This is a genomic window from Candidatus Fokinia solitaria (assembly GCF_003072485.1).
In the GTDB taxonomy this organism is placed as follows: domain Bacteria; phylum Pseudomonadota; class Alphaproteobacteria; order Rickettsiales; family Midichloriaceae; genus Fokinia; species Fokinia solitaria.
The window spans coordinates 561,096-586,644 of sequence record NZ_CP025989.1; the positions used below are offsets into that span (position 1 = coordinate 561,096).

The window sequence follows — 25,549 nt, forward strand, 5'->3', positions numbered from 1 at the left end:
TAATCACCGATCTAACACATTACATTTTTTCACATTTTTCTTTACTAAAGTGCAGGTAGTGTTAATTTTAGAATAAATCGCAACTATCTAATGCATTATTTCGCTATATAATTCGACTTCATACTTTATTCGAGCCATTAAGAAGTAGTATTTATATCACTCTCTTATCTTTCAAAAATCTCTCTATTTCAAACAAAGCAAGTTAAAAAGCATTCTGATTATGAACATCTTTTCGCATCCATATTCTTAGTATATATCATTAATACGCAGCACTACCATATATGAAGAAGCGTTGCTCTAAGTCTCCAGTTTGCGGATTAATAGGAATTGCATAATCAAAGGAGATTGTACCTAAAAACGGTAACTTTATGCTTAATCCTACACCGATACCACCTCTTACTGCTTCAAAGTTATAATATCCATTATATGGATTTAATCCTTGTACAAAGTAAGGATTCTTTAGACTTTCTATGCACTCAGGAGACAATTGTGCTGCGTTACACGTCTGTGCTTCTTCTGCTGCTTTTTTTAATGCCAATGGCCCTCCTCTACATGGCTGTTCTGCTGCTTTTTCTTTTGCTTTTTTAAATGTCGATAGTTCCTTTCCACATCCTTGCACTTCTTCTCTCATTTGCGCTTCATCTGGCACTTTTCCATTATATGGATAATAGCCCATTTTCTCCCAAGTTTTCTTTGGTATGTCTATATCCCAACAAGTACCAAAATCCACAAATCCTCTCACATCGATATCCAATTCTTTCGCTATTTTCAGAGGATATATCAACTCTACCGAGGTAGTGAAGTACTTTTTAGCACCTAGGGAATCAGAATATAACTTATCTCTAGGACCAATACCATTTGGCTGGAAGCCGCGTACTTTAGGCGCACCAAGCATAAATCCATTCACAACACTTACTTTATTATCTCCAAAGCCTTCAATGAGCCCTCCATTTAGTTTTGTATAAATGAGAAGACTTCTATCAGCAGTTGGTAAGTAGAAATTAGCACTGACATCGTACTTCTGATAGTATCCATTTCCACCTAATCCAGCGAATTCCGGGAAAAGACCTATAGAATAGCCATTTGGCAATTTTCCTCTATAAAAAACCTTGTTATACGTTATAGATGATGTTACGGCTGATATCACATACGGAGACTGTTCTGCTCTGATATACGCTGATACGTCACTTTTTTTATTATTTATATCATCACCTCTTACAGTATATCCTAAGCCTACGTCACAATTTTTCGTCATAGGGAAAATAAATTTTGTGAACAGCCCCTTTCTCACTATATCGTACTGTGCCTGTTTAGTATTAGCATTCTCAGTATAATACGGAGTGGTATTATAAAAAGCTCCAAATTGCCACTTTAAATCACGCTCAAGAAAATACGGATCGGTATATGTAAAGTCAGTAGCAAAAGATGGCGCTACGTTCGCCGTATTATTCATCATACCAGGCGCTGGTCCTGCTGAAAATCTTACATCAACTATCTTTCCAGTACCGAGGAAATTTCTTTCCACAAGTTCAAGTAATCCAGAAAATTTAGATTTACCTGTAGAATCCATGCCACCATAAGCTACTTGCAACTGCACTTTTGCAGTACTTTTTTCTTTCACCGTAAGCTTTAGATCTGCTCTATCATTTTGCTGTGGCACAACACTAACATTGATATCATCGAATATATCAAGTGCTCTGATATTAGAAAGAGATGCATTAACGTATTCCATCTTAAAAGGATCTCCTTCCATTATTTCTAACTCTTTTCTCACGACAAAATCTTTAGTCTTTGAATTGCCATCTATCACGATATTGTCCACGTAAACATAGCTGCTTTCTGTGATATTGAAACGCACATCTACTTCATAGCCATCTTTAGTTATTTCGTACGATACCTTACTAAAGGCATATCCTGCTTCATGCATCTTCTCTTTCAGCGCTTCTTGTAATCCTTTTATCTTTCCGATGGAAACTGGATCTCCTCTTCTGATATTAATCTTTTTTATCACATCTGAAAAATTCACTTTTTTCTCTAGATTGACAGTCATATTTCTTATGATATATCTCGCTCCTTCATCTACTACATATGTCACAAGTGCACCTTTTTTCTCTGGTAGAATTGCAACTTCGCCATTACTTACCTCGCAATCTATATATCCTGCGTCTTCATAAAACTCCTTCAGTCTCTGTATATCTGAAACCATTGTACTGTGCTTCACTATATGACTGCTACCAAGCGCACGATACCAAGTCTTCTCTTTCATCGATAACACATCTTTCAATTTAGCATCTGAAAATGCTTTATTTTCAACAAAATTTATCGCAACTACAGAAGGCGCATTACCTTCGTATATGTAGTATATTACATTCACTCTCACATCATCAAGCATCACAAATTTCGGAGTAATTGTAGCTTCAAAATACCCTTTTTCTCTGAACACTTGCTTTAATACTTGTGAATCCATCCAGCTTTTTTGATAACCATACAGCGTACCAGGCTTCATCTTCACAAAATTCTGCAATGTAGAGTCACTGATATTTTTATTCCCGCGAAAGAACACAGCATTAACTATGGGCACTTCTTTTACCTTGATGGATATTGAGTGCTCTTTTTCATCAAATTCGGCTCTTACTTCTTTGAAGAAGCCAGTACCATACAACTTCTTAATAGAGTTATTTATTAGCTGTTCCGTAATTTCCTTACGCTTTGGTAATGCAAAGTAATGTATAATAGCGCTCGAAGATAGCATCTTATTACCTGCAACAGTCAGCTTTACGTCTTCAGTGAAAATCACAGTACCTCCTGTTGCAGCATCGGCATCATAACAAACGCCAAGAAAAAGAAATAACAGAAGCAAAAGAGTAAATCTTTTAAAGTATCTCATCAAAAATATACCAATACCTAGATTTTCCAGTCATCGGTAGAGGATATACATTTTTACAAAATAATCAAATCCAAGACTCCATTCGATACCTTAATATCGATATGAAAAATAACATTTCGGCAAATTACTTAAAAATTTAATGCTAAAAATCAAAACTTATATGAAACGCATACGCGAAAAGTATCGCAAATATCATGCGATGATATAATAAAATAAAGAGAAAATAACGCTTAGGTATCCTTGCGCGAAAACGATACAGATAAATAAAAGTATACTAAGAAGATAAGAACATGAAGGAGAAGATGTTCATTATTTCAAATTCTTCACATCGCTTACTGATACCGATATAAGGATTGCTATAATAAACACAAAGCCGAGGAAGAATAGAATTTTTTGGACATTTTGCGGGATTCTCTTCTTAAATAGTAAGAGGGTGATAAAATCTAAGAGACATATTACAATATTTCCTCCATCTAAGCCTGGAATAGGAAGTAAATTAAAGACACCTAGATTAATAGAAAGCACCGCCATGAAGAATAGTAGCGCTGGAAAGCCTTTCTGTAAGATAGAATGAACTAAATTCGCAACGCCAATTGGCCCTACAATTTCTGCCTTCTCATCCTTGTTGAATGCAGTTTTTAGTAACATAGGTATACCTGAGAATACTTGCTTGCACATTATAACTGTATCATTAAGACCGCTTTCGATAGAGCTGAGTAAACTTCTTTTCACGGTAATATTTACTCCAAGTTCTGTCAAATGATTGACTGTTGTAGAAAGTACCACATTATTATCTCCTCTCTTTACCAAGATTACGAGATCCTGATTATCTTTGCCGTAGAATGCGCTAATCTCAGACATACTTTTTCCATTCACTGTTAATATCACGTCACCTTTTATAATGCCAACTTTCTCAGCTACAGATTCGTGTTGCACTCCTAAAACAATTCCTTCTTCGTAGTAATTCGATATGTATATCGAAGTAAATACCAAGATTACGCAGGAAAGCAGAAAATTTGCTAACGGCCCACCTATGCATATAAAAGCTCTTATAAGAGGAGATTTGTTTTCGTATGAATGTGGATCACTCAAACCGTCTTGCATTTTCACATACCCTCCTAATGGAAAAAGAGCTATTTGCCATAATACTCCTGCAGAATCTTTGTATCCGAACAATTTACGGCCAAATCCGAAAGATACAACATTTACTTTTACTCCAGATATTTTCGCGGCAACAAAGTGTCCTAATTCGTGCAACATCACAATAGGAAACAGGAAAAGCAGCAATTCTACAAACATCCACAGTGCTTCCATTTTTCTTTTTATCTTTGAATCATAATGATGATGCTATCATACACTAGTAACAAAATAAAGTCATTTCAATGAAAGAGGCTCATAGCTTCTCCCTACATTTCGCGTTTTCTCGTCAATTACCTCTTCATCTTTCATAAAACATTATATCGTATCTTTCCACTCTTATAGCAGCATCTAGCATTCACTATCACACAAGTTATTACGTCGCACTAAGTAGCGTTAAGTACTGTAAATTTAATGGTACTCATATCAATTTTTAGTCCTATATATTGCTATTCGATAATAGTTTGAAATATAGATAAATTACTATCACTATTTATAGAATTATCATTCTGATAAATTACACTACTGACATCACTTTTCTCAAAATTCTTAGGAGTAAAACCTAAGTCAGAAGGAAGATTATGAAAACGTGCGGATACTTCTTCGTAATCTATGCTAAATGAAGTACTATCGTAAATAGTAAACATAATGGACGATATAAAACCATCTACTTTTGCAATAATCGTGCAATTTTCAGTACCATCTAATATCTTAAAACTACGAGATTCTACGCATTCTATAGATAATTTATCTCCACGCTTGCAAACGTCAGGAGAGTTTATATTAGAAAAGGTATATACCGAACATTGCGACTTTATAATATCTGCAGTTGGTACATAGCAAAATTCCTCCGTAATACTTCTCTTCATCACAAGCATATTGGTCTTCTCTACATCAACGTTATATGTTACAGAAAGCAACTTTAGAACCATAGTATTTACTATATTTACACAAATAGCGTTATCAAAATGCTTACACAAATAACCTCCAATACTATTATGGATATCAGTATATTTTTTAAGTCCTTCTGCTGCCATATTATAACCTATATGCGAAATGCCACATCCAACTATTTTCTCTAAAATAGACACTTCTGTAGCATGTACACTTTTCTTAGCAACGCAGGAAACGGCGCCATGAATACTTGGAATTGCTTCTCTGAGAAAATGCCATTTTTGAAAAATTTCAAAATCTATTAAAAAAGACAAATCGATTGCAAATTTCGAAACAGTACTCGCGACATCTACTTTTCCTACATAAGTCACTCCTACCATCCCACCAGACGATGATCCAATGACTGTACTTAGTACACTATAGGTAGCTTTTGCGACAGCGCCTATCAAGAAATGTTTCTTTGCAATTTCCGCAGGTGTATAGATATTCTTGTACGCTAGTACACACTCTGTCATAGTAGTAGCTAATCCGACAGCAGCACCTTCTACAAAAGCAGCTGGTAATGAGATTAGAGAGTGTAAATGCAAGGAAGTTATCATTGGATGCTCAAGATTCCAAGAGTATGCGATAAATCCTACATGTAGAGTTTTAAGAAAATAAGCTGCTGCAGCATTATGCCGTCTATGCATAATAATAAAATGAATTTTTTGTATGACATATATAATACTAACTCTGCATACAAAATAATAACAACAGAATTCTTTCTGATATCTAATCTATAGCATCGCTATCCGATTGCAGTGCTTAGGTTCATTGGAAAAATCTGTTGCAATAAATACGTTGAGTATATTTTTAGCTTCATCAAACGCTAAAAAATCCCCTCCTAATACTAGTATGTTTGCATTGTTATGTGCTCTTGAGATACGCGCATACTCTTCGTTATGACATAGAGCAGCTCTCACTTGCTGATATCTATTTGCTGCAATACTCATTCCTATACCGCTGCCACATATCAGAATTCCAATCACTCCATTAGCAGATACTTGCATTGCAACTTTTTTCGCAATTAATGGATAATCCACAATCTCTTTTTCATCGCATCCAGCATCAAAAATTTCTGAATCAATATAGTGCTGTAGCATAAAGGCAAATAGCTTCTGCTTCATCCAGTATCCTCTATGATCTGCACCTATTACAATACGCATAATAGCTTTGCACTCGATTGTTTACTTATATCATTCATTAGTTAACATAAAATATTGCAATAAGACTAAGTAATCACTAGAATCGATCATAGTCGTATGGAGTCTCGTATCAACTCCATCTAACATTACTTTGTTTTTCAACATGACACAGTACTTAAAATATGCGTTCATTGCATCATTTTTCTCTCTTTCATTGGCTTCATCAATAGCTAATGCAGCTGATCAAACTCAAGATGCAAATAGCGCTACTACAACGGATAGTACTACAACGGACACTGATAGTCAGAAAAAAAATACTAAGCCGTCTACTACCACTCAGGCGCCTGCAGCAAATGCTACAAGTAGCACTAGTAATTCTGCTTCAAGTACTACAACTACAAAATAAATTGATAGAGAGTGTAAATTGGCAATTTAATTTTACACTCTCTACTTTTTTACTTACTTCTTCCAAGCTTTCTCTCCGCTTCCTACTTTGAAGCTTTTCGCGCTGTAACTTAGTATCTTAAAAAAAACGTCAGCGTTTCTAGTATGACTTTGATATCTAATATGTCTTCTTGAGGGATATATTCCGTATTTCTTTTCGGTAGTAAATTTTCTAAAAAATGCTACTTACATCGCATAAAATCATATTCGTAAAGTTCTTCCTAAATGAGAATATGTATTATTTATTAAATCGATAAAGATATAATAGCAATGTTATTGCAATGTCAATTTTAAACATATAGAATAAAACTATATTAAAAAATAAGACGTTTTGAATTATTTTTTATCTCATTGTTTTTTTAACATTTTTTTCTACTGTCATGAAACATATAAAAAAATTATCGAAATACTTATTCTTCATAGTAATGCTAATTTTTCCTGCGATTGCGTTTGCTGATAGTACTACTCCAGATGTAACCCCTCTTGAGCAGGTATTATGCAACATTTTTGAAATAATAAGTGGTCCGATAGTAACTGCCGTCATTACAGTTACCATTATCTCGACTGGTCTTGGCGGACTATTTGGCAAAGTATCATGGACAACAGTTGTAGTAATATTCATAGCAGGAGCTGTTATAGTAGGAGCACCACAAATGGCTGCCGTATTTACGAGTGTCGATAGCAGCACCAGTTCATCACTACAGCCATTCACATGTGGCAGTTCAACATCAAGTTAGAGATGAGAACTTAAAATGCTTTAAGCATGTAATTAAAACGCTTATATAGAATATAAATATCCTAAAATGATAGTACTTTCCGTGCATGATAACGCTTAATAAGGTAAGTACTATCAAATTAGGATATATCATTTCCAGAATCGGATTTAAAAAATTGCTTATTCCTTCAAAATTCATTTGAGAGAATGCAAATGATGTAAAAGTCGTAAAAAATAACACACCGTGAAAACTTTTTGCTATTTTCAATATTGAGGATAAGTATCTGGCGTATATGCTATTTAGAGCCACAGCTGTAGTGAAACAAGATAAAGTCACTATTACTCCAACTACTACCTTACCATAATCTGGTACTATATAATTTACTACAGTAGCTAGTAAGAATTCCGGCGCTACATCTTGAACTACGTTAGAATATTTCGCACCAAGAAAAACGAGACCTATATATACAAATGATAATATCATAGCGCCACATAGCATCGGAAAGATCGCAATTCTGATAATTTCCTTTGCACCTGCTAACGGAGGAATAGTATCTTTTATTTGATTAAAAATTAACGTAGAAAAGAAAAATGCAGCTAATAAATCCATCGTATGGTATCCAATTATAAATCCTTGATTAAAGGCATCAGGATATACATCTGATAATACTATATCTTCTTCTTTCATTAGTCCTATTAGAATCACACTCGCAAGCAGCACAAATAACATAGGACTCATCCATTTACCAAGCATCGAAAGAAGCCATCTTTCCTTAATGCAAAATAAAAACATCAAGATGCAAAATATTGCGCTGAAGGATGATAATTCGATATCAGAAAACGCGTATTTCATTGCGCCATGTGCCACTGCCACACATCTAGGCACTACACCTATTGATCCAAGTAACGATAAGGTAATTAATGGAAGAACTTTCCTTGCTATCTTGCCCCCTTCTCCAAAAAATGACTCATAACTCCCCTTATGCATTTTCACTGCAAACATACCTAGAAACGGCAACAACACTCCTGTAATAAGCAATCCAAAAGCTCCAAATAACCACTCTCCTTTTAATAAAATACCTACCTGAAGCGGAAATATAATATTACCTGATCCGAAGAACATTGCAAAAATTGCAAATCCATAAAATAGTGCCGACTTCATAGCAAATCTCCTTTCAATAAGTCAGGATGCTACATATTATACAAATGGTAGTAAAGTTAAAATGAAGAATTTAGAAAAAGCTCATTACTTTATTTGAAAGATGCCTACCTCCGCCTAAATGGATAATTTCTCCGGTAATGGATCCGCTATTGATAAGAAAATTTAGCGCTGCTAATACCTCGCTAACTTCATTACTATAATTTAGTGGTGCAGCTTCACTAATTTTTTTAAAATGCTCTTCCGATTGATTTTCATTTCTTATGGTAGGGCCTAAAGCAACTCCATTAACTCTTACATGCGGCGCAAAACACAATGCAGCTTCCAAAGTATAACGATACAGCGCATGTTTTGTCACATAGTACTCAGTCAATGTATCTGACGTAAAGCATAATTCCGAATCTAATATGTTAATTACATGAAATGTACGCATATTATTATGCTGGATAGAGTGCTCATATATCGCTTTTGTCAATGCACATGCTGCAACATAATTTACGTTTAACACATCGACGAATTTTTTGTCAATTTTCTTCTTTTCTGCACTATATAATATGCTGACATTGTTAATGAGTAAATTGATGTCGCTTTTATGTATCAGTTCTGATAGCATATTAATATCTTTGTGCTTTCTGAGATCGCCGCGTATTAAGCGTGTGTTAGAGTTCGACAGGTAAGTGTCTAGGTTCTTCGGAGAGCTGTGGTAGTGCATCGTCACATTCCATGCATTCTTTACAAAGAAATCCGCAATACTCGTACCTAATTTACTGGTACTACCAGTAATACATACATGCCGCATATCATTTTTTTTCTTTACTTGAAGTTACCGCTCAAGTATGTATTCATGATAATCGCAAAGCAATCACAGAAAAGCGTAAAATACAATTATAAACAACATGTCAAGCCAAAAAATAAGCTGTCAGTTTTGTGGTCGAAGCGGCAGTGTGCTGAAGAAGGTCATTATAGGAAAAGAAGCAATGATATGCGGCAGCTGCGTAGAACTTTGTAATCTTATTTTGAAGGGAGATAGAGGAAATACTTATAATTCTCCAGAAGCGCTAGAATGCCCTCTTCCAAAGGATATAACAGAAAAATTAGACGTACATATAGTAGGTCAACAGAATGCTAAGCGTATTCTTGCCGTAGCGGTGTATAATCACTTCTGCAGAATCAAAAATCGCGAAAACTCTCCGCATGATGAACAAGAGGAAAATATACGAAAGATACGAGAAGAATTAAAAGATGTTGAAGTCGCTAAAAGTAATATATTATTAATAGGTCCTTCTGGATGCGGTAAAACTCTTATTGCCGAAACTTTAGCAAAAATCTTCTCACTTCCATTTGCAATAGCAGATGCAACTACATTAACAGAAACAGGTTATGTCGGAGAAGACGTAGAAAATGTCATCATGAGATTACTTGTTAACTGCGATTATAACGTAGAAGCAGCACAAAAAGGGATAGTATATATAGATGAGATAGATAAATTAGCAAAGAAGAAGCATGGCGGTTCTACTGCACGTGATATATCTGGAGAAGGAGTGCAGCAAGGACTTTTAAAGTTGATAGAAGGTACTGTTGTTAATGTCAGCAGACATAGAGGAAGCGAGCCGATACAGGTCAATACTAAGAATATATTATTTGTCGTAGGCGGTGCATTTGAAGGTCTTGATAAGATTATCAGCTCTCGCGTAATAGACTCTGGCATAGGATTTTTATCAACTAGCGCCAAAAATAAGCAGAATCACGTTGAATTATCTGCGATTTTAAGAAAAGTAGAGCATGAAGATCTTTTAGATTATGGATTAATCCCGGAATTCATAGGTAGATTACCTGTAATTGTCACTCTTGATGCTTTAACTGAAGACGATCTTGTATCTATACTTGTATCTCCTAGAAATGCATTGATCAAACAGTACAAAAAAGTTCTTCTACAGAACAATATAGAGTTAGAATTTGAGCACGATGCACTTATAGAGATAGCGCGACTTAGTATAAGAAAAAAGACTGGCGCACGTGGATTACGCTCCATTTTAGAGCATTTATTGATAGAATGCATGTTTGAAGCGCCGCATAATCAATCTTACAGAAAGATTATAATTACGAAAAATAACGTATTGGACTTTTTTTCTGAATCTAGAGTAGCTAACTTCGTAGCGTAAAAAATTTTTATTAGAGAGTAGTATGGAACTTTTAATTGTAGAATCTCCCTCTAAAGCAAAGTCTATAAGCGGTTACCTCGGTAAAGGATTTAGTGTGATATCTTCATATGGACATGTACGTTCCATACCATCTAAATCTGGCATGATAGACTACAATAATCAGTTTCGTCCAACTTATTCTTTATCCGAAAAAGCTTCGCAAATCGTGGATCAAATTGCAGAAAAAGCAAAAAAAGCCACTAACATATACTTGGCTACCGATCCTGATAGAGAAGGAGAGGCAATAGCTTGGCACATAGCAGAAATACTGAGAGAGAGAAACGTAGTATCAGAGAAAGCGAATATAAAGAGAATAGTTTTTTATGAAGTAACCAAAAATGCGATACAAAATGCACTTAAGTCTTCTAGTGACATAAGAATGCCACTTGTATATGCGCAGAGAGCAAGAGAAGCACTCGATTACATTATAGGATTTAATTTATCTCCTATACTATGGCGTAAGATACCAAACAGCAAATCTGCAGGTCGTGTACAATCCGTAGCAGTAAAGATGATAGCGGAAAGAGAAAATGAAATATTACTCTTTAATTCAAAAGAATACTGGTCTATTCACATTAATTTCTCACTTACTGAAGAACAATTTTTACAATGTAAATTGCTTCAATTTAACGCGCAAGAGTTAAAAAAGTTCACAATTAGCAATGAAAAGGAAGCAAACAATATCAAAGACGCAATACTACATTTAAATTATGCAGTAAGCGACATCGTACAAAGCGAAAGTGCAACTCAGCCCTCTCCTCCATTTACTACTTCTACCATGATGCAAGAAGCATCGAAGAGATTCGGTTTTTCTGCACAAAAAACTGCACAAATTGCACAAAAGTTATATGAAGGGATCAAAATTGACAATCAGATTACAGGGCTAATCACATATATGAGAACTGATAGTATATCAGTCTCTCCCGAGGTCATTAACATAGTTACCACACTCATACAAAAGAAATATGGTGAAGCATATTCTCTAAAACGTCCTCGCACCTTCATAAATAAAACTAAAAACGCGCAAGAAGCACATGAAGCAATTAGGCCGACAGATCCTCTGCTTATTCCGGAAGTTATAAGACAGCATCTCACTGAAGAGCAGTATAAGCTATATAGGATGATATGGTGTAGATTGATCGCAAGTCAAATGCAGCCATCAAAGCATAAGCACATTACCGTCACAGTAAGTGGTATTAATGATAACGGTAATATCGAAGCAGTAGCTTCAGCTTCAGCATCATGCGTGACTTTTGATGGCTTTACAAAGACATACGATATCGCATCTGCTGACAGTACAGAAGAAGATGCTGAGGCCGTTACTTCTCTTTCTGTTGAGAATGTGGAAAAATATATTAAGAAAGACGCAAAACTGATACTACGCGATGCATTTACAAAGCAACATTTTACAAAACCTCCTTCTAGGTACTCTGAGGCTACTCTAATAAAATCTATGGAAGAATTAGGCATAGGACGTCCTTCCACTTATCCATCGATAATAGGCATAATACAGAAAAGAAACTATGTCACGATACAAAAAAAAAGATTCTACTTAGAAGCGCTTGGAGAAGTGACTCATATGTTCTTAAGAGAGTATTTTGACAAATATATAGCATATGACTTCACAGCAAAACTTGAAGATAACTTAGATCAGATAGCAAATGATAAGATAAATTACATTGAGATATTACAGGATTTTTGGAATGGATTTCATGCAGTAGTACTACATACAGCAAGTATCGAAATGACTACCGTCATTAAAGCGCTAAATGAGAAAATTACACCATATGTTGTACATGCCTTCGGTGCTACTTCAACGAATGAAGCTTCATGTCCTTCTTGTCAAAATGCATTATCGTTAAAATTCGGCAAGAGTGGTGCATTTCTAAGTTGTAGTGAGTACCCTAAGTGCACTTTTACAGCATCGCTAAATGACGTATTCTTAAAATTGCAGAACAGAGGTGCTGCAGAATGGAAGACAAGTTCTGAAAGCAAATATCCAATACTACTTTATAACCAAGAAGAAACTGAAATACCGGTAATGCTGTATAATGGAAGATACGGACTCTATATAGAGATATCTGGAGAAAAAAAAGAACGCTTTTCTGTACCGCAATCTATGATAGAAAAAACACATGAAGGTTTATACGTAGTTTCATCAGAAAATGCGAAAAAACTCGTTTCTTTACCACGTACACTTGGTATACATCCAGGTACAAATTTAGAAGTAAAAGTAGGTATAGGTAAGTATGGCGCATACATATTTCACAATAACAAGTATACTACCGCTAAAAAAGTTGATATCTTCTCATTAACCCTCGATGAGGCACTTGCTATTATAAAGTAAGTATTATCTCGGTATATATAATATTAAAATACTATGAGTGTAATATGCCAATTATAGCTATCAAAAAGAACTTCAATACAAAAGGGGAGTTTTATTCTATCGCTGATGATATTAGAGATATCGATAAAAGCAGCATTTTTGTAGACATTACTTCTCCAAGTGATGAAGAAGTAAGGATAATAAGTAAATTGTTTTCGCTCTATATACCAACAGAGGAAGAGATGGAAATAAGAGAGGTAAAAACTCCGTTCGAGGTAAAATCTTCTTTTGAAGTAAAAGCATCAGCTGACAAAAAGAGTGAAACGTATCATATGACAATTACAGCTTTGCAAGGTACAAGCGAATCCTTTGAAAGCTTTGCACTAACTCTCACTCTTACAAGCGAATGCTTAATACTGATCAAACACGATAATGCACCATTACTTGAAAGCTTCATAAAAAGAATGGTACTGAGAGAATTTCCAGAATCTACACTTTCTCCGGAATTGCTCTTGCTATCAGTAATAGAATTTATCGTCGGTAATGTCGCTACCATTTTAGAAGCAGGAGGTAATGAGATTGATTCAATACTTCAAATGCTATTTGAGGATGTTGCAAAAACGAAGATCAAAGACAGATATAAGGAGGCATTACATAAAATAGGAAGATCAGCGCAATTGATATCAAAAAGCAGAGAAAGTCTGATGAGTATACATCGAATGATAATATACTACTCACAAACTAGATACATATTGCAGAAAAACAAAGAACATCGCTTAAGATTTAATAAAATATCCGGAGAAATTAATTCCTTGAATGAGTATTCTAATTTCCTTTCTCAACGTAATTCTTTCCTTTTTGATGCTGCACTTGGTGTGATCTCAGTAGAACAAAGCGCAATAACAAAGCTCTTTACCATAGCATCAGCGGTATTTATGCCACCAACTTTGATAGCAAGCATATATGGCATGAACTTCGAGTTCTTACCAGCGCTTACGTGGGAATTTGGATATTGGATAGCATTTGTTGCGATGCTTATTTCATCAAGCATACCGTTAATATACTTTAAGAGAAAAGGATGGATATAGATAAAATTGATTTTTGCAAATACGCCATATAACATCCTTCATCTCCAACTCTCAAACAAAGCATGCACAATTCTATACTATCGATAATAACAGGCTCTACATTCGTCGTACAGCTGGTATTTTTAGCACTGTTGCTGATGTCCGTATACTCTTGGTCTATAATATTGCACAAGATATTTTTGTTACGAAGGATAGAAAAAAACATTAACCTTTTCGAAGATGAATTCTTGAGAGAATTACCAATTGGAGAGATCTTAGTGCATTTTTCTCATAAAAGTGAATTTATTCCGCATCATTCTCTCGCTATAAAAATGATAGATGCATGTAAGCATGGCAGCATTATGAGTTCTTTGGAAAATTCAACTTCTTTTAATAAATTAAAAGAAAATATATCTCATATAACAAATTCTGTTATCGAAAAAAAGCTGCTCGCTATGAGTAGCGGCATAGGTATGCTAGGGATAATAGGCTCTCTTGCTCCTTTCGTTGGGCTACTCGGTACTGTATGGGGTATCATGGATAGCTTCCAGTCCATCGCACTGCAGAAAAATATCACAATTGCAACGGTAGCACCTGGTATAGCCGAAGCTTTACTCGCAACAGCTATAGGACTTTTCGTTGCTATACCTAGCGTATTTTATAACAATAAAATGAATCTTATGATATCCGAAATCGAATCAAAGGTTCGTATTTTTTCATCAGAATTATGGGGATTAATCATCTCGAATAGCATAAATGATGAATAAGAAGAATAATAAAATTATAAGATACTTAGTAATAATTTTTCTCAGTATCATAGCATGCAATAGAAAATACGTACTTGCAGTAATAGCAGATGAAGTCACAAAGTACGGAAGAGTTACAAATCTTCCAATTCCGAGATTTACTAGCGTTAAATCTTCCAAAGTACTTATGAGAGTAGGTGCAGGATATGATTATCCTGTATTCAAGTCTTACGCATGTATTAATATGCCGGTACAAGTACTGGATGAATTCAAGCAGTGGAGAAAAGTTTCAGATTATGAAAAAAATATAGGATGGATACATGAGTCTTTATTGAGTTCCAACAAGACCGCTAGAGTAATAGATGTAGGAGTGTCATTAAGATATTTCCCTTCATACCAATTTCCTAAAATTGGTACGTTAAAAAACGGCACTATTGTAAAGGTGCTGAAGCGTAAAAATGCATGGTGCAAAATAAGTATCAATGAAATAAAAGGTTGGGTAGAAGAAAAGCACTTGTGGGGATTTGACAGAAAATAAATCGACCGCATGGAGATATAAGAAGTAGCTTTATAGAATTGTACTTGACATTAGAATGATGAATTTAGCGATAGTTGTCATTTTTCAATAGTAAATAGTGCACTTTTATCAATTAGATAGTGCATCGGTAGTGCTGCTTTTATCCATAAACAAAAAAGAATAATATCAGACTCATAACATAAGAATGAAAGTATACTTTTTTAGCTACTATTCTATAGCTAAACATTGTCTTTCTTATCGCTTTTTCTATATCGATAAGTCACTCATCAAGAGAGTTTGTAAAAAAAAGAAGTAGTAGAATTCAGTAACTCTCTGCAAAATACTCAATGATAAAGAATTAGACAACTTTGTTGTATTAGACGCAGCGCCTTAGTACTAAAGGTGCATCAAATGCAGTTATTATAGCACTTTTTCCTCTATCTATTCTTTTGAAATTTTTCTTTATAAAAAGCTAGATAGTTAAAATTTTACAAAAAGATATTTATTTTGAATAAAATATGATATTATTCGTTAATAAGATGTTAATGAATTTTATGCTTTATCTATCTTCTGTAAAACACTATACGTATGATCCATGTAAATATACGCCGATATTCAAGGAAGTAACGTATGTCAATGATATCAATATCGAATTGTCACGACTATATTGCTCCATCTTTATACCATATGATATCACTACAAAGATTCCGCATCTTCTTACCGTATCGCTGAAAAAATTTGAAAAAACCAACATACTACAAGACATCGTAGAAAATGTATATCGGGTACAGTATTTCATCGATTTCCAAGAAAAAGTAAAACAAGTTCTATATAAAGTTAGAGAGTTAAGCTTTTCTCATCACTCTGAAGTGATAATGATAAATGAAGCGCTAAAGCACCTAGATACCTCTACCCTTACAGAGAAAATTGATATCACTCATACCATTCTCAACGTGTTAGATAGCAGAGTAACGCGCAATACTATTAATACTCGGCAAGTAATTGATAAAGAAATAAAGCTTTCTATACAAGAAACGCATAATTCTTCAGCAGTAATCGTTATGCATAACAATAAGATAGCGCCATTTTTAAAAGCATTAAGTGAAAAATTTATAATTAAGAAAGTGATATTAAATAAGCACAATATCAATCATCAACAAATATTGAATGATCTACATAGCTTATCAGAACATCAAGATGAATTAAGAAACGACATAATACGATTGCTGCATGAACAGAGTCCAACAATGCCAGAATTTTTATATCTCACAATGGATGAGAATTTAGAATATCACTTATAGTTCAGCTCATTATCAACTCAATTTAATAAAAATACTCTCGCATTTTCACAATCGTAAGAAATGTTAAATTGCAACAATATACATTGTGTATTATGATGCGCTACTGATACTTTTAAAAAAGCTTATAATCTACTAAAGCTTTTAATTCTTACGTAAGATGAGATCTTCATTGCTTTTCCTGCTTTTCTCTTACACGAATCTATAAAATGCTGCAACATACTATCTTGAAACTCTGAAATTCTTATATTGATTCTAAATGATGCACTATTCTCGTACACTTCAACATTCACACATTGTCCAAACATGGCAAACGCTAATTTTATTAACTCCAATGCCTCTTCAGCTTCTCCAATGATGCTAATAGATAGCACTACTTTCTTTATGATATCGCTCCATTTCACATTAACCGTTTCTTCATCCTCCATAATTCTCATACAATTTTTCATATGAATCTCCAGTACGTTATCTCTTCTTCTAATGCCTATAATTTCATCTAATGGAAGAGGATTGCAGCAATTAGGAAATGTAATAGTTGCTTTAGCATCAAATATCGCTCTGCTCTCTCGTATTTTCTCAGGCATTTTCCGCGTTGCAGACATATCAGCAAATATCTTCTTGCTTAGAACAACTTTATCCAGCTTTGACACACGAATTTTGCCACACCCTACTAGGTAATACAGCTCAGCTCTCGTCATCACATGAAACGAATCCATCAGAACATTAATGAACTCTACCACGTACTCGATACGATGTTTTTTCAATACGCTTAATAACTGACCTTTTCCTACCTCGATAATAGACATTTTGCCCTGCGCTTTAAGGTATTTTCTGATCTTTCTTACTGCTTTTGTAGTAGTTACAGCATTCAACCAATCCAGTTTTGCGCTGATCTGTTGCCCTGTAAACACATGCACACTATCGCCATTTGCTAGTACATGAGTTATTGGTACTTCTACCGAATTTACAGATGCTTTAATACACTTCAATCCGACATCAGAGTGTATTGCAAATGCAAAGTCTAACACAGTAGCGCCTTCCGGCAAAGAAACTGTTTTACCAGCTGGCGAAAAGCAAGATATTGCGCTTGGAGAGATGCTTCGCTCTACATACTCCATTATCGTTTCCGGAGAATCGGTTCTCCATAATGCATGATCTAACTCTAGAAGCCATTCTTTCGATATATCTGAAACACACCCCATGCCGCTTTTATAACGCCAATGCGCAGCAATGCCATTTTCCGCTACCTTATGCATGTCAAATGTCCTTATCTGAATCTCTATCGGTATTTCTAAAACATTCGCAATAGATGTATGAAGTGATTGATATCCATTGCTTTTCGGCATACTGATATAATCTTTTATTCTGCCAGGTATCGCAGTATATGTCGCATGCACAGCAAATAACGCCAAGTAACACTCTTTTACAGTATTGGTCAGAATTCTAAATCCGAGAATATCATGAAGCTGATTAATACTTTCTACAGGTATACCTTTCTCCTTAATCTTGCATAGAACAGAATAAGGATCTTTTTCTCTGCATACTATCACCGCTTTGATACCGTGCTTTACCATCACTTCATCAAGAATATTAAGAATTCTATCCTTATCCTTTAGATATTTTTGTTTAACAGAATTCAGTCTTTGCACAACTCTTTTATGCAGCGCAGCATCTAATGCACTGGAAGCTAAATTAGCAAGCTCATTCTTACACCACTCTATCCCAAGCTTCTCTGCAAGTGGTACATATATCTTCAATGTCTCCCTCGCAATTCTTTCTATTTTCTTACTCTTTCTGATAAAATGAAGAGTTCTCATATTATGCAATCTGTCCGCAAGCTTTATCAGTAAAATTATTATATCATCTGCTGCAGCTAAAAGAAATTTTTTCATACTTTGCGAATATCTGAATGCTGCATCTAAATAAGCATCCTTCTTTACCTTTGTTAATCCATCCACTAACTCTGCTTCTTTTTCACCAAATAATGTCTTCAGCTCTTGAAACGTTACACTGCTGTCTTCAAGTACATCATGTAATACCGCTGCTACAACTGCTTTTGTGTTAAGATTGAATTGCAGAACTATTATTGCCACTTCAATACAATGCAAAACGTATGGCTCTCCAGAACTCCTTGTCTGTCCACTATGTAAATTCCTCGCAACACTCACAGCTTTTCTAACTGCATCTTCGTCAATATTCTGAAATCTCTCTCTTATCATAGACAATAGCTTATCAACTGCTTCATCGACTAGTACTTCTGTCGAATTGTTGACTTGCGATACTTCACTACCATTGTGTTTCATATGTCAATTTTAAGTTAATAATATCGATTGATGATCAATTTAATTGTCTCTTAAAACAATATTAAAAGATATTAATTGATGACGTAACCCGCTTCTCACTTCGTAATACGTAAAATATAAACAAAGCAAAAAACTCACGAAAATGCCACTATATTGTAAGTATTATATCATTTACATTGATCTTTTCATTTTTACAGACGAAATCTCGCACATTTTACCGAAAGCACTTGTACTATTCTTCTTTAAATAGTATTCATATTTAGTGAGGTGTTCTTAGCCCGTGTGATGGAATGGTAGACATAACGGACTTAAAATCCGTGGAGCGCAATCTCTTGCCGGTTCGAGTCCGGCCACGGGTACGCCTTTTGGAGAGATGGCTGAGTGGTCAAAAGCAGCGGACTGTAAATCCGCCCGCATACGCGTTCGTAGGTTCGAATCCTACTCTCTCCACCATTGCGCTAATTCAATCTTTGGCAGACTTCCCTATTTGAGATAAGAAGATGATAAGGTAGCGTAGCTTATAAGCTCGCAAGCACGTACTAATCCGCTCACTCATAACAACAATAGATTTGAATGATAAGTTACACTAGATGAAGGCTTTAGACTGCTATCTCATTATAAAGGAAGGAGAGTTTTGATCGACTACCTAAAGCTTCCTACTTATATAAGCTGCTTCTTAGATCGCAATTTGAGTATTTCTCGAAGAAAAGAGAAAGACGCTGAAATATTGTTCCTTTCTTACCAACGCGTTCAAAATTGTTTACGCCTTTCTGCCATAGGTCTGTCATCCTTGTGCCAGTACATCGCATTTCTTCTGTTGCAAAAGCTTCTTGCATATAATCTTTCGTTTTTACTGGATCTAGCTTTTCTTCTTCTATGATTTTATTAAGCTCTTTCTCCTGACTCTGTGCGACATACTTTTGCCATCTTTGTTCAATATCTTTATCAATTACAGCATCGGCATTTTTCTTCAACTGCTCTATAAAGCTTTCAATTAGTTCTCTTTTACTGTGTAATTCAGGACTAGCTTCGATCTTTCTGCGTATCTCATTTAACACTTCTTTATCAGAATAGCACTGATACTTTTTCAAAAGCTCAAAAATGTTATCAATATTGTAAGCGATTTGGTTTACAAAGACCATTTCAGCAGTAATATCTAGACTAATATCTTCTTTTTCAAGATTTCTATTCTTTTTATACTCAGCACAAAGGTTACTATACCGACCAAGATAATCTTGATAGATATCGTCTGGTAATCTTTCTTCAGCTTTTTCAAAGTCATCAAAAAAAGAAAGGGTATTATGAGAATGCAGAATACGAGCAAAAATCTCACAAAATTCCCTCTTCACTTCTTCATTTTCAATACTTTGCTGTAATGGAAAACGCTTTTTTAACTGCTGAACTAAGTCAACATATCCTTCATGATGCTTTCCTCCTTCATTCCATCCTGAATAATAATCTTCGTATTTCCTTGCGAGAACAGTATTAGTTGACGCTTCATTACTAAAAAGACAAATAGCATCTTCAGTATTATCCCGCTGACTACGAAAATCAACGATTTGACCATAGCTTTTTACTGCACTAGAAATACGATTAGTCCGTGAGAATGCTTGAATTAAATTATGATATTGTAGCTTTCTATCAAGCCATAAGGTATTTACAGTTCTTGCATCAAATCCTGTTAAAAACATATCTACCACGATGAGTAAATCGATTTGACCATCTTTCATTCTTTTTGATAGATTCTGATAGTAAGCGTCATATGTACTAATGCTATAATCAGTTTTAAAGATTTCATTATACTCTTTGATCGCGACAGCAAGAAAATCATTGCTATTCATTTCGCTGGACTCGTGTGGATTAGCATCGAGATCTTCATCAAGATCTTCATCAGATTTATTGCTTTCCTTTAAGCTATAGATGAGTGCTATATTCAAATCGGTCTTTGCTGCTTTAAACTGCTTATAATATTTTATCGCAGCATAGATTGAACCTACTGCAAAGATAGAATTAAAACCGTTCTTACGTTTCTCTTCTATATCCAAATTCTTATTTCGTTTTGTCTTTTGATCGAAGCGGCTAATGATATACTTCGTTATTAACGCTATACGGTTTGGTGAATAATAAGCACTCTCTTTATCAATACCAGGAATATCTTTCTCTTCTATATCATCTTTAGCTTTTAGGTCAATAGAGCAGTAATCCACCATAAATTGCAGAACACTTCTATCACTTATCGCATTCAGAATCGTATAAGCGTGAAGTTTTTGTCCGAAAATATCTTCGGTAGTACGAAACTCTGAAATACTGCTAGAAGAAGAATTCTTCTGAAAAATTGGCGTACCTGTAAATCCAAAAATGTGATATTTCTTAAAATTTTTCACGATTTCAATATGCGTTTTACCAAAATGCGAGCGATGACATTCATCAAAAATTAAAATTACATGCTTGTTAAAAATATCGTGCTTTTTATTTTTAGAAATGAATATTCTCAATTTTTGAAGAGTGGTGATTATAATTTTTTTCTCATAACTTGTAGATAAGTGCCTTTCTAAACTTTTTGTATTTGAAGTCTGATTTACTGCATCTTTCTCGATATTATTATATTCTTCTGTCGTTTGATAATCTAAGTCTTTTCGATCAACCACAAATAGTACCTTATCTATACCATCTATCTCACTTGCAAGTTTCGCTACTTTAAAACTAGTTATCGTCTTTCCGCTACCTGTTGCATGCCAAATATAGCCATTAGCTTCCCTACAACCAAGCTGATTACTTTCCGTTGATGTACGAATTTTTTCAAGGATACATTCTATCGCTGCAATTTGATATGGACGTAACACACACAACAATTCTTTATTCTTTGAGTAATCTTTTCTAATAAGACAGTAACGAGTTAAAATCGAGAACAACGAATGTCTAGAAAGAAATGTTCTTGCAAAATCGGTAAGCTTCGCAATACGTGTATTTTGAGCATCCGTCCACCAATTTGTTACTTCATGAAATCCAACATTATCTTTGCTATACTTTGTCTTTTCTGGAGTATTATTCGCATAATATTTTGTCTCTGCACCGTTTGAAATTACGAATATCTGCACGTATTCAAATAACCCATCATCACTACCAAAGCTTTCTCGCTGATAACGCTCAATTTGCGCGAATGCATCATAAAATGAAGCTGCATAACTTTTTAATTCAATGTGAACCAGCGGAAGACCATTAACAAGAATAGTAACATCATATCGATTCTTATGCTCTCCTCCAGCTTCGCATTGATCCTTATGCTCTCCTCCAGCTTTATATTGACTGATCACTTGCATGACATTCTCACCGAGATTGCCGTTTTTATCACTTTTATTAAGGATATAGATATTCTTCGTACTGCCATCATCGCGTTTCATACTGTACACGTAGTCCTCTTGCACATTTTTTGTCTTTTCTTTTACTCCACTATTTTTTTTAGTTAGATATTCATTACGGTAATGTTCCCATTCATTATCAGTAAATTTTATCTTATTCAAAGATGAAAGTCGCTCGCGTAGATTATCCAAAAGTGCTCTGTTATTCTTAATAGATGGTAAGTATTCATATCCATTCTCTTCTGTCAAAATTCTTATAAGTTCAGCTTCGATCTCTGCTTCAGAGTCGTACTTTTTACCATCATTAGATGGCGTATACTCTTTAATAACAGTGCTTTTCTGAGTTTCCTTAACTGAATTAGCTCTAATCATCACATTTTCTTAAAAGTTAATAAATTATCACGATAGTACTCATATTGTTTCTTACGTGCTTCGATCTCGAATAGTAAGCCTTCTGAGCGATCATTCAGCATTGAATCAAATTTATCAAGAATTGAAACAATACGCTCTTGTTCCTCCATTGCCGGCACTGGAATTAAAAATTTCCCCATACTTTCTGTATTCACTTCTCTAACTTTAGTACCACATATATAACGTCTTTTTTGCTCTTGAAAGAATCGCGTTTGAAAAAAATACGCAACGTATTTCGGATGTAGAGAATGACGATAAATACACGCGTGATAACTAATTGCAATCTCATCTTTTCCAAGCCACGCAACTGCTTTACATACATCTCTATCATTTTCGCTTGTAGTAGCAATAATTAAATCTCCAGTACATGCCATTCTTCCCTTCTTAGCAAAGACTTTTGATACAAATGACCTAGTACTATCTGTATGCGTACCGTAATAAGTATAGATCTCTCCATAATGAATGCATCCTATACCATGAGTAGCAAAATCCTTTTTCTGCAATCCACTACTACAACGAATAAAACTGCCTATCGAAGCTAATGTCACTAACTGTGCATCATGTTCACTAAATGTAAACAGTGCATCACGGTAGTACTCATATTGTTTCTTACGTGCAGCCAGTTCCGCAGCCAGTTCCGCTTCATACTTAGTAAATGCATCCAATATCGTCACAATCTCCTTTTGAACTTCCATTGCCGGATAAAAAATCTTATAACAAGAATATTTTGAGAGCCATTGACGCGCATGATCTGAAGGAATATATCGTATGCACTTCATAGCGTAGTACACATATCTGAGATTTACCCCTTCTTTCGGAATAAGAATCTTCATCGCAGAGCTTTTTACTTTAAAAGCAAAATCTACCCACTGACAAGATGTAGTAAAATCATCAAATATAATAGAAGGAACTTCTCTACTCGCATGATAAACTCCATTCAGCTCATTTGTATATCCTAAGATGAAGCTCTTACCTGCAGTCAAAACGGGAATAGGAGAGGAACTATCATACTTTGTTGATTGCACAATATACTTATCAGGACGTATATAATCTAAAACTTCACTTAATGCTCTATACGTGTTGTTATCTTTACAACATCTCGCAATTAATTCATCAATTTTATTCATGCGACTTTTTACCTTCCAGTTTTGCTACAATTGCATCAATTTGCGCACGCAACTCAGCTTGACGTTGCGTAATTTCTGCGATTTCCGCATTAAGCTCGATAATATCTACTGCGTCGTTCTCACTTTCTTTCTCTACATAAGCGCTTACGCTAACATTATAACTATTTTCTGCAACTTCATTACATTCCACAAGTCGTGAAAAGTGTTTCTGCTCAGTACGACCATTATAGCACTGCACAATCTTTTCTATATTAGATGTTGTTAATTTGTTCTTAGCTGATACACGTATAAATTCCGCACTTGCATCAATAAACAATATCTTACTATCTTTCGTTCTATTCTTTTTCAAAACTAAGATACATGTACCTATTGATGTGCCAAAAAATAGATCTGAAGGTAACTGAATAACGGCATCGATATGATTGCACTCAATTAGATATTTTCTGATCTTTTGCTCTGCACCGGCACGATATAACACGCCAGGAAAGCAGACAATCGCAGCTGTACCGTTTTCCTTGAGCACTGACAACGAATGCATTACAAACGCAAGATCAGCCTTACTTCTAGGTGCTAGCGCAGTGGATGAAAAACGTGGATCATTAACTAGCTGTTGATCTGCATCTCCATTCCATTTGGTAGAGTATGGAGGATTTGAAACAATTGCATCAAATGTTCTCTTATGCTGATATGGCTCTGTCAGAGTATCGCCATGCTCAATTTCAAAGCGATCATAATCAATACCGTGCAAAAACATGTTCATACGACAGAGATTATATGTTGTGAGATTGATCTCTTGACCATAAAATTCTACGTTTCTCCCCATCTTTGTGAATTTGAGAAGCAATGAACCAGAACCACAAGCAGGATCATAGACACTATATACCTTTTCTCTACCATCGATAGCGAGATTAGCAAGTAACTCTGAAACTTCTTGCGGAGTAAAAAACTCACCACCTGACTTACCTGCGCTAGAAGCGTACATTCCCATCAGGTATTCATAAGCATCACCTGCACCATCGATTGTACTATCAGCATAATTGCCAAAATTTATAGCGCTTACCGCATTTATTAGCTTAAACAGTAACTCATTGCGCTTTCTTACTGTAGCACCAAGCTTACTACTATTAACATCTATATCGTCGAATAATCCTTTTATATCACTTTCACTTTCTTTACCGATAGCAGATCTTTCAATACTCTGAAAAATATTTTGTAAAGTTTCGTTTAAATTTTCATCTTTAGCAGCGCGTTTTTGTACGCTATCAAATAGCTGACTTGGAAGTATAAAATATCCTTTTTCCTCAGTAAAAGCCTCTTGGCACTCTCGCTTTGCTTCCTCATCCGTTAAACTCGCATAATCGAAAGCTTTTGCTGTATTCTGTCCCTTGTTATTCTGCTCGTTGATATAAGATACAAAACGTTCTGAAAGAAAGCGATAAAATATCATTCCAAGCACATATTGCTTAAAATCCCATCCGTCAACACTTCCGCGTAAATCATTAGCCATTTGCCAAATAGCTGAATGTAATGCGGCACGCTCTTGTTCTTTTCTATTATCTATCATTTTTTCATTTGAAAATGCGTATGTTTTAACTACTCGGAAAGATAAAAAAGACTGACAACGTAGTCAAGTAAATAAAAATACCATAAAGCAAAGCATATAATAGTACACTTACCAGGCTATTACTTCGAAATAGTCATGCTACAATACTCACCTGCTTGATGTCTTTGCATAGCGCAAAGTCAAAAATCTTACACCCTCACGCAGATCAAT

18 protein-coding genes and 2 tRNA genes are annotated in these 25,549 nt (G+C 35.0%); 10 read left to right on the forward strand and 10 right to left on the reverse strand.

The window, feature by feature from the left end:
* Positions 1 to 259: 259 nt before the first annotated feature.
* The 4 genes from bamA to Fsol_RS02535 all read right to left on the reverse strand — a co-directional run bounded on the left by bamA (position 260) and on the right by Fsol_RS02535 (position 6,123).
* Positions 260 to 2,887, reverse strand: a complete 2,628-nt coding sequence (bamA, locus tag Fsol_RS02520) for an outer membrane protein assembly factor BamA (protein WP_108673325.1) — start codon at positions 2,885 to 2,887, stop codon at positions 260 to 262.
* A gap of 309 nt (positions 2,888 to 3,196) precedes the next feature.
* On the reverse strand, positions 3,197 to 4,201 hold the full coding sequence (locus Fsol_RS02525) for a M50 family metallopeptidase (RefSeq protein WP_108673326.1): 1,005 nt from the start codon (positions 4,199 to 4,201) through the stop codon (positions 3,197 to 3,199).
* A gap of 272 nt (positions 4,202 to 4,473) precedes the next feature.
* Entirely contained in the window at positions 4,474 to 5,607 is a 1,134-nt protein-coding gene (locus Fsol_RS02530) for a hypothetical protein (RefSeq protein ID WP_108673327.1), read from the reverse strand.
* A gap of 87 nt (positions 5,608 to 5,694) precedes the next feature.
* The gene (locus Fsol_RS02535; RefSeq protein ID WP_108673328.1) at positions 5,695 to 6,123 is read right to left on the reverse strand and encodes an RpiB/LacA/LacB family sugar-phosphate isomerase; all 429 of its coding nucleotides are present in this window, start codon (positions 6,121 to 6,123) and stop codon (positions 5,695 to 5,697) included.
* 142 nt (positions 6,124 to 6,265) lie between these two features.
* Between Fsol_RS02535 and Fsol_RS02540 the strand changes: the two genes are divergently transcribed.
* Complete coding sequence (locus Fsol_RS02540; RefSeq protein ID WP_108673329.1) at positions 6,266 to 6,508, forward strand: hypothetical protein; 243 nt, start codon at positions 6,266 to 6,268, stop codon at positions 6,506 to 6,508.
* 418 nt (positions 6,509 to 6,926) lie between these two features.
* Positions 6,927 to 7,283 (forward strand): TrbC/VirB2 family protein, encoded by a 357-nt coding sequence (locus tag Fsol_RS02545; protein ID WP_108673330.1) that lies wholly within the window; start codon positions 6,927 to 6,929, stop codon positions 7,281 to 7,283.
* Here Fsol_RS02545 and Fsol_RS02550 read toward each other — a convergent pair.
* Positions 7,275 to 8,423 carry a branched-chain amino acid transport system II carrier protein gene (locus Fsol_RS02550; RefSeq protein WP_108673331.1) on the reverse strand — a complete coding sequence of 383 codons (1,149 nt, stop codon included), beginning with the start codon at positions 8,421 to 8,423 and terminating at the stop codon, positions 7,275 to 7,277. The genes Fsol_RS02545 and Fsol_RS02550 overlap by 9 nt on opposite strands.
* Positions 8,424 to 8,493: 70 nt before the next feature.
* Positions 8,494 to 9,219: an SDR family NAD(P)-dependent oxidoreductase gene (locus tag Fsol_RS02555; RefSeq protein ID WP_108673332.1), complete on the reverse strand. Its 726-nt coding sequence runs from the start codon at positions 9,217 to 9,219 to the stop codon at positions 8,494 to 8,496.
* A gap of 88 nt (positions 9,220 to 9,307) precedes the next feature.
* Here Fsol_RS02555 and clpX point away from each other — a divergent pair, with 88 nt between their 5' ends.
* The 6 genes from clpX (at position 9,308) to Fsol_RS02585 (ending at position 16,578) form a co-directional block, all read left to right on the forward strand.
* Complete coding sequence (gene clpX / locus Fsol_RS02560; protein WP_410519422.1) at positions 9,308 to 10,582, forward strand: ATP-dependent Clp protease ATP-binding subunit ClpX; 1,275 nt, start codon at positions 9,308 to 9,310, stop codon at positions 10,580 to 10,582.
* A 22-nt stretch (positions 10,583 to 10,604) separates the two neighbouring features.
* Positions 10,605 to 12,968: a type I DNA topoisomerase gene (gene topA / locus Fsol_RS02565; protein ID WP_108673334.1), complete on the forward strand. Its 2,364-nt coding sequence runs from the start codon at positions 10,605 to 10,607 to the stop codon at positions 12,966 to 12,968.
* A gap of 44 nt (positions 12,969 to 13,012) precedes the next feature.
* Positions 13,013 to 14,035 (forward strand): CorA family divalent cation transporter, encoded by a 1,023-nt coding sequence (locus Fsol_RS02570; RefSeq protein WP_108673335.1) that lies wholly within the window; start codon positions 13,013 to 13,015, stop codon positions 14,033 to 14,035.
* Between the two features lie 62 nt (positions 14,036 to 14,097).
* A complete protein-coding gene (locus Fsol_RS02575) occupies positions 14,098 to 14,781 on the forward strand; it encodes a MotA/TolQ/ExbB proton channel family protein (RefSeq protein WP_108673336.1) in 684 nt (227 codons plus the stop codon).
* The gene (locus Fsol_RS02580) at positions 14,774 to 15,298 is read left to right on the forward strand and encodes an SH3 domain-containing protein (RefSeq protein WP_158521627.1); all 525 of its coding nucleotides are present in this window, start codon (positions 14,774 to 14,776) and stop codon (positions 15,296 to 15,298) included. Before Fsol_RS02575 ends, Fsol_RS02580 begins: the two co-directional genes overlap by 8 nt.
* Positions 15,299 to 15,816: 518 nt before the next feature.
* Positions 15,817 to 16,578: a hypothetical protein gene (locus Fsol_RS02585; protein ID WP_108673338.1), complete on the forward strand. Its 762-nt coding sequence runs from the start codon at positions 15,817 to 15,819 to the stop codon at positions 16,576 to 16,578.
* Between the two features lie 122 nt (positions 16,579 to 16,700).
* Here Fsol_RS02585 and Fsol_RS02590 read toward each other — a convergent pair whose 3' ends face one another.
* The gene (locus Fsol_RS02590; RefSeq protein ID WP_108673339.1) at positions 16,701 to 18,878 is read right to left on the reverse strand and encodes a RelA/SpoT family protein; all 2,178 of its coding nucleotides are present in this window, start codon (positions 18,876 to 18,878) and stop codon (positions 16,701 to 16,703) included.
* A 276-nt stretch (positions 18,879 to 19,154) separates the two neighbouring features.
* On the opposite strand from Fsol_RS02590, the gene Fsol_RS02595 reads away from it, so the two are divergent.
* A tRNA-Leu gene (locus Fsol_RS02595) sits at positions 19,155 to 19,237 on the forward strand.
* Between the two features lie 8 nt (positions 19,238 to 19,245).
* Positions 19,246 to 19,331: transfer RNA gene (locus Fsol_RS02600), tRNA-Tyr, on the forward strand.
* Between the two features lie 203 nt (positions 19,332 to 19,534).
* Here the strand turns inward: Fsol_RS02600 and Fsol_RS02605 are convergent.
* Genes Fsol_RS02605 through Fsol_RS02615 form a run of 3 tightly spaced genes read right to left on the reverse strand, consistent with a single transcriptional unit; the run spans position 19,535 to position 25,339 of the window.
* On the reverse strand, positions 19,535 to 22,609 hold the full coding sequence (locus Fsol_RS02605) for a type I restriction endonuclease subunit R (protein WP_108673340.1): 3,075 nt from the start codon (positions 22,607 to 22,609) through the stop codon (positions 19,535 to 19,537).
* On the reverse strand, positions 22,609 to 23,775 hold the full coding sequence (locus Fsol_RS02610; protein ID WP_108673341.1) for a restriction endonuclease subunit S: 1,167 nt from the start codon (positions 23,773 to 23,775) through the stop codon (positions 22,609 to 22,611). Before Fsol_RS02610 ends, Fsol_RS02605 begins: the two co-directional genes overlap by 1 nt.
* A complete protein-coding gene (locus Fsol_RS02615; RefSeq protein ID WP_108673342.1) occupies positions 23,768 to 25,339 on the reverse strand; it encodes a type I restriction-modification system subunit M in 1,572 nt (523 codons plus the stop codon). Before Fsol_RS02615 ends, Fsol_RS02610 begins: the two co-directional genes overlap by 8 nt.
* Positions 25,340 to 25,549 lie beyond the last annotated feature (210 nt).

Bases quoted from the DNA above. Each gene is read 5' to 3' on its own strand.
- bamA (WP_108673325.1), bottom strand. From the start codon at position 2,887: ATGAGATACTTTAAAAGATTTACTCTTTTGCTTCTGTTATTTCTTTTT.
- Fsol_RS02525 (WP_108673326.1), bottom strand. From the start codon at position 4,201: ATGGAAGCACTGTGGATGTTTGTAGAATTGCTGCTTTTCCTGTTTCCT.
- Fsol_RS02530 (WP_108673327.1), bottom strand. From the start codon at position 5,607: ATGCATAGACGGCATAATGCTGCAGCAGCTTATTTTCTTAAAACTCTA.
- Fsol_RS02535 (WP_108673328.1), bottom strand. From the start codon at position 6,123: ATGCGTATTGTAATAGGTGCAGATCATAGAGGATACTGGATGAAGCAG.
- Fsol_RS02540 (WP_108673329.1), top strand. From the start codon at position 6,266: ATGACACAGTACTTAAAATATGCGTTCATTGCATCATTTTTCTCTCTT.
- Fsol_RS02545 (WP_108673330.1), top strand. From the start codon at position 6,927: ATGAAACATATAAAAAAATTATCGAAATACTTATTCTTCATAGTAATG.
- Fsol_RS02550 (WP_108673331.1), bottom strand. From the start codon at position 8,423: ATGAAGTCGGCACTATTTTATGGATTTGCAATTTTTGCAATGTTCTTC.
- Fsol_RS02555 (WP_108673332.1), bottom strand. From the start codon at position 9,219: ATGCGGCATGTATGTATTACTGGTAGTACCAGTAAATTAGGTACGAGT.
- topA (WP_108673334.1), top strand. From the start codon at position 10,605: ATGGAACTTTTAATTGTAGAATCTCCCTCTAAAGCAAAGTCTATAAGC.
- Fsol_RS02570 (WP_108673335.1), top strand. From the start codon at position 13,013: ATGCCAATTATAGCTATCAAAAAGAACTTCAATACAAAAGGGGAGTTT.
- Fsol_RS02575 (WP_108673336.1), top strand. From the start codon at position 14,098: ATGCACAATTCTATACTATCGATAATAACAGGCTCTACATTCGTCGTA.
- Fsol_RS02580 (WP_158521627.1), top strand. From the start codon at position 14,774: ATGAATAAGAAGAATAATAAAATTATAAGATACTTAGTAATAATTTTT.
- Fsol_RS02585 (WP_108673338.1), top strand. From the start codon at position 15,817: ATGTTAATGAATTTTATGCTTTATCTATCTTCTGTAAAACACTATACG.
- Fsol_RS02590 (WP_108673339.1), bottom strand. From the start codon at position 18,878: ATGAAACACAATGGTAGTGAAGTATCGCAAGTCAACAATTCGACAGAA.
- Fsol_RS02605 (WP_108673340.1), bottom strand. From the start codon at position 22,609: ATGATTAGAGCTAATTCAGTTAAGGAAACTCAGAAAAGCACTGTTATT.
- Fsol_RS02610 (WP_108673341.1), bottom strand. From the start codon at position 23,775: ATGAATAAAATTGATGAATTAATTGCGAGATGTTGTAAAGATAACAAC.
- Fsol_RS02615 (WP_108673342.1), bottom strand. From the start codon at position 25,339: ATGATAGATAATAGAAAAGAACAAGAGCGTGCCGCATTACATTCAGCT.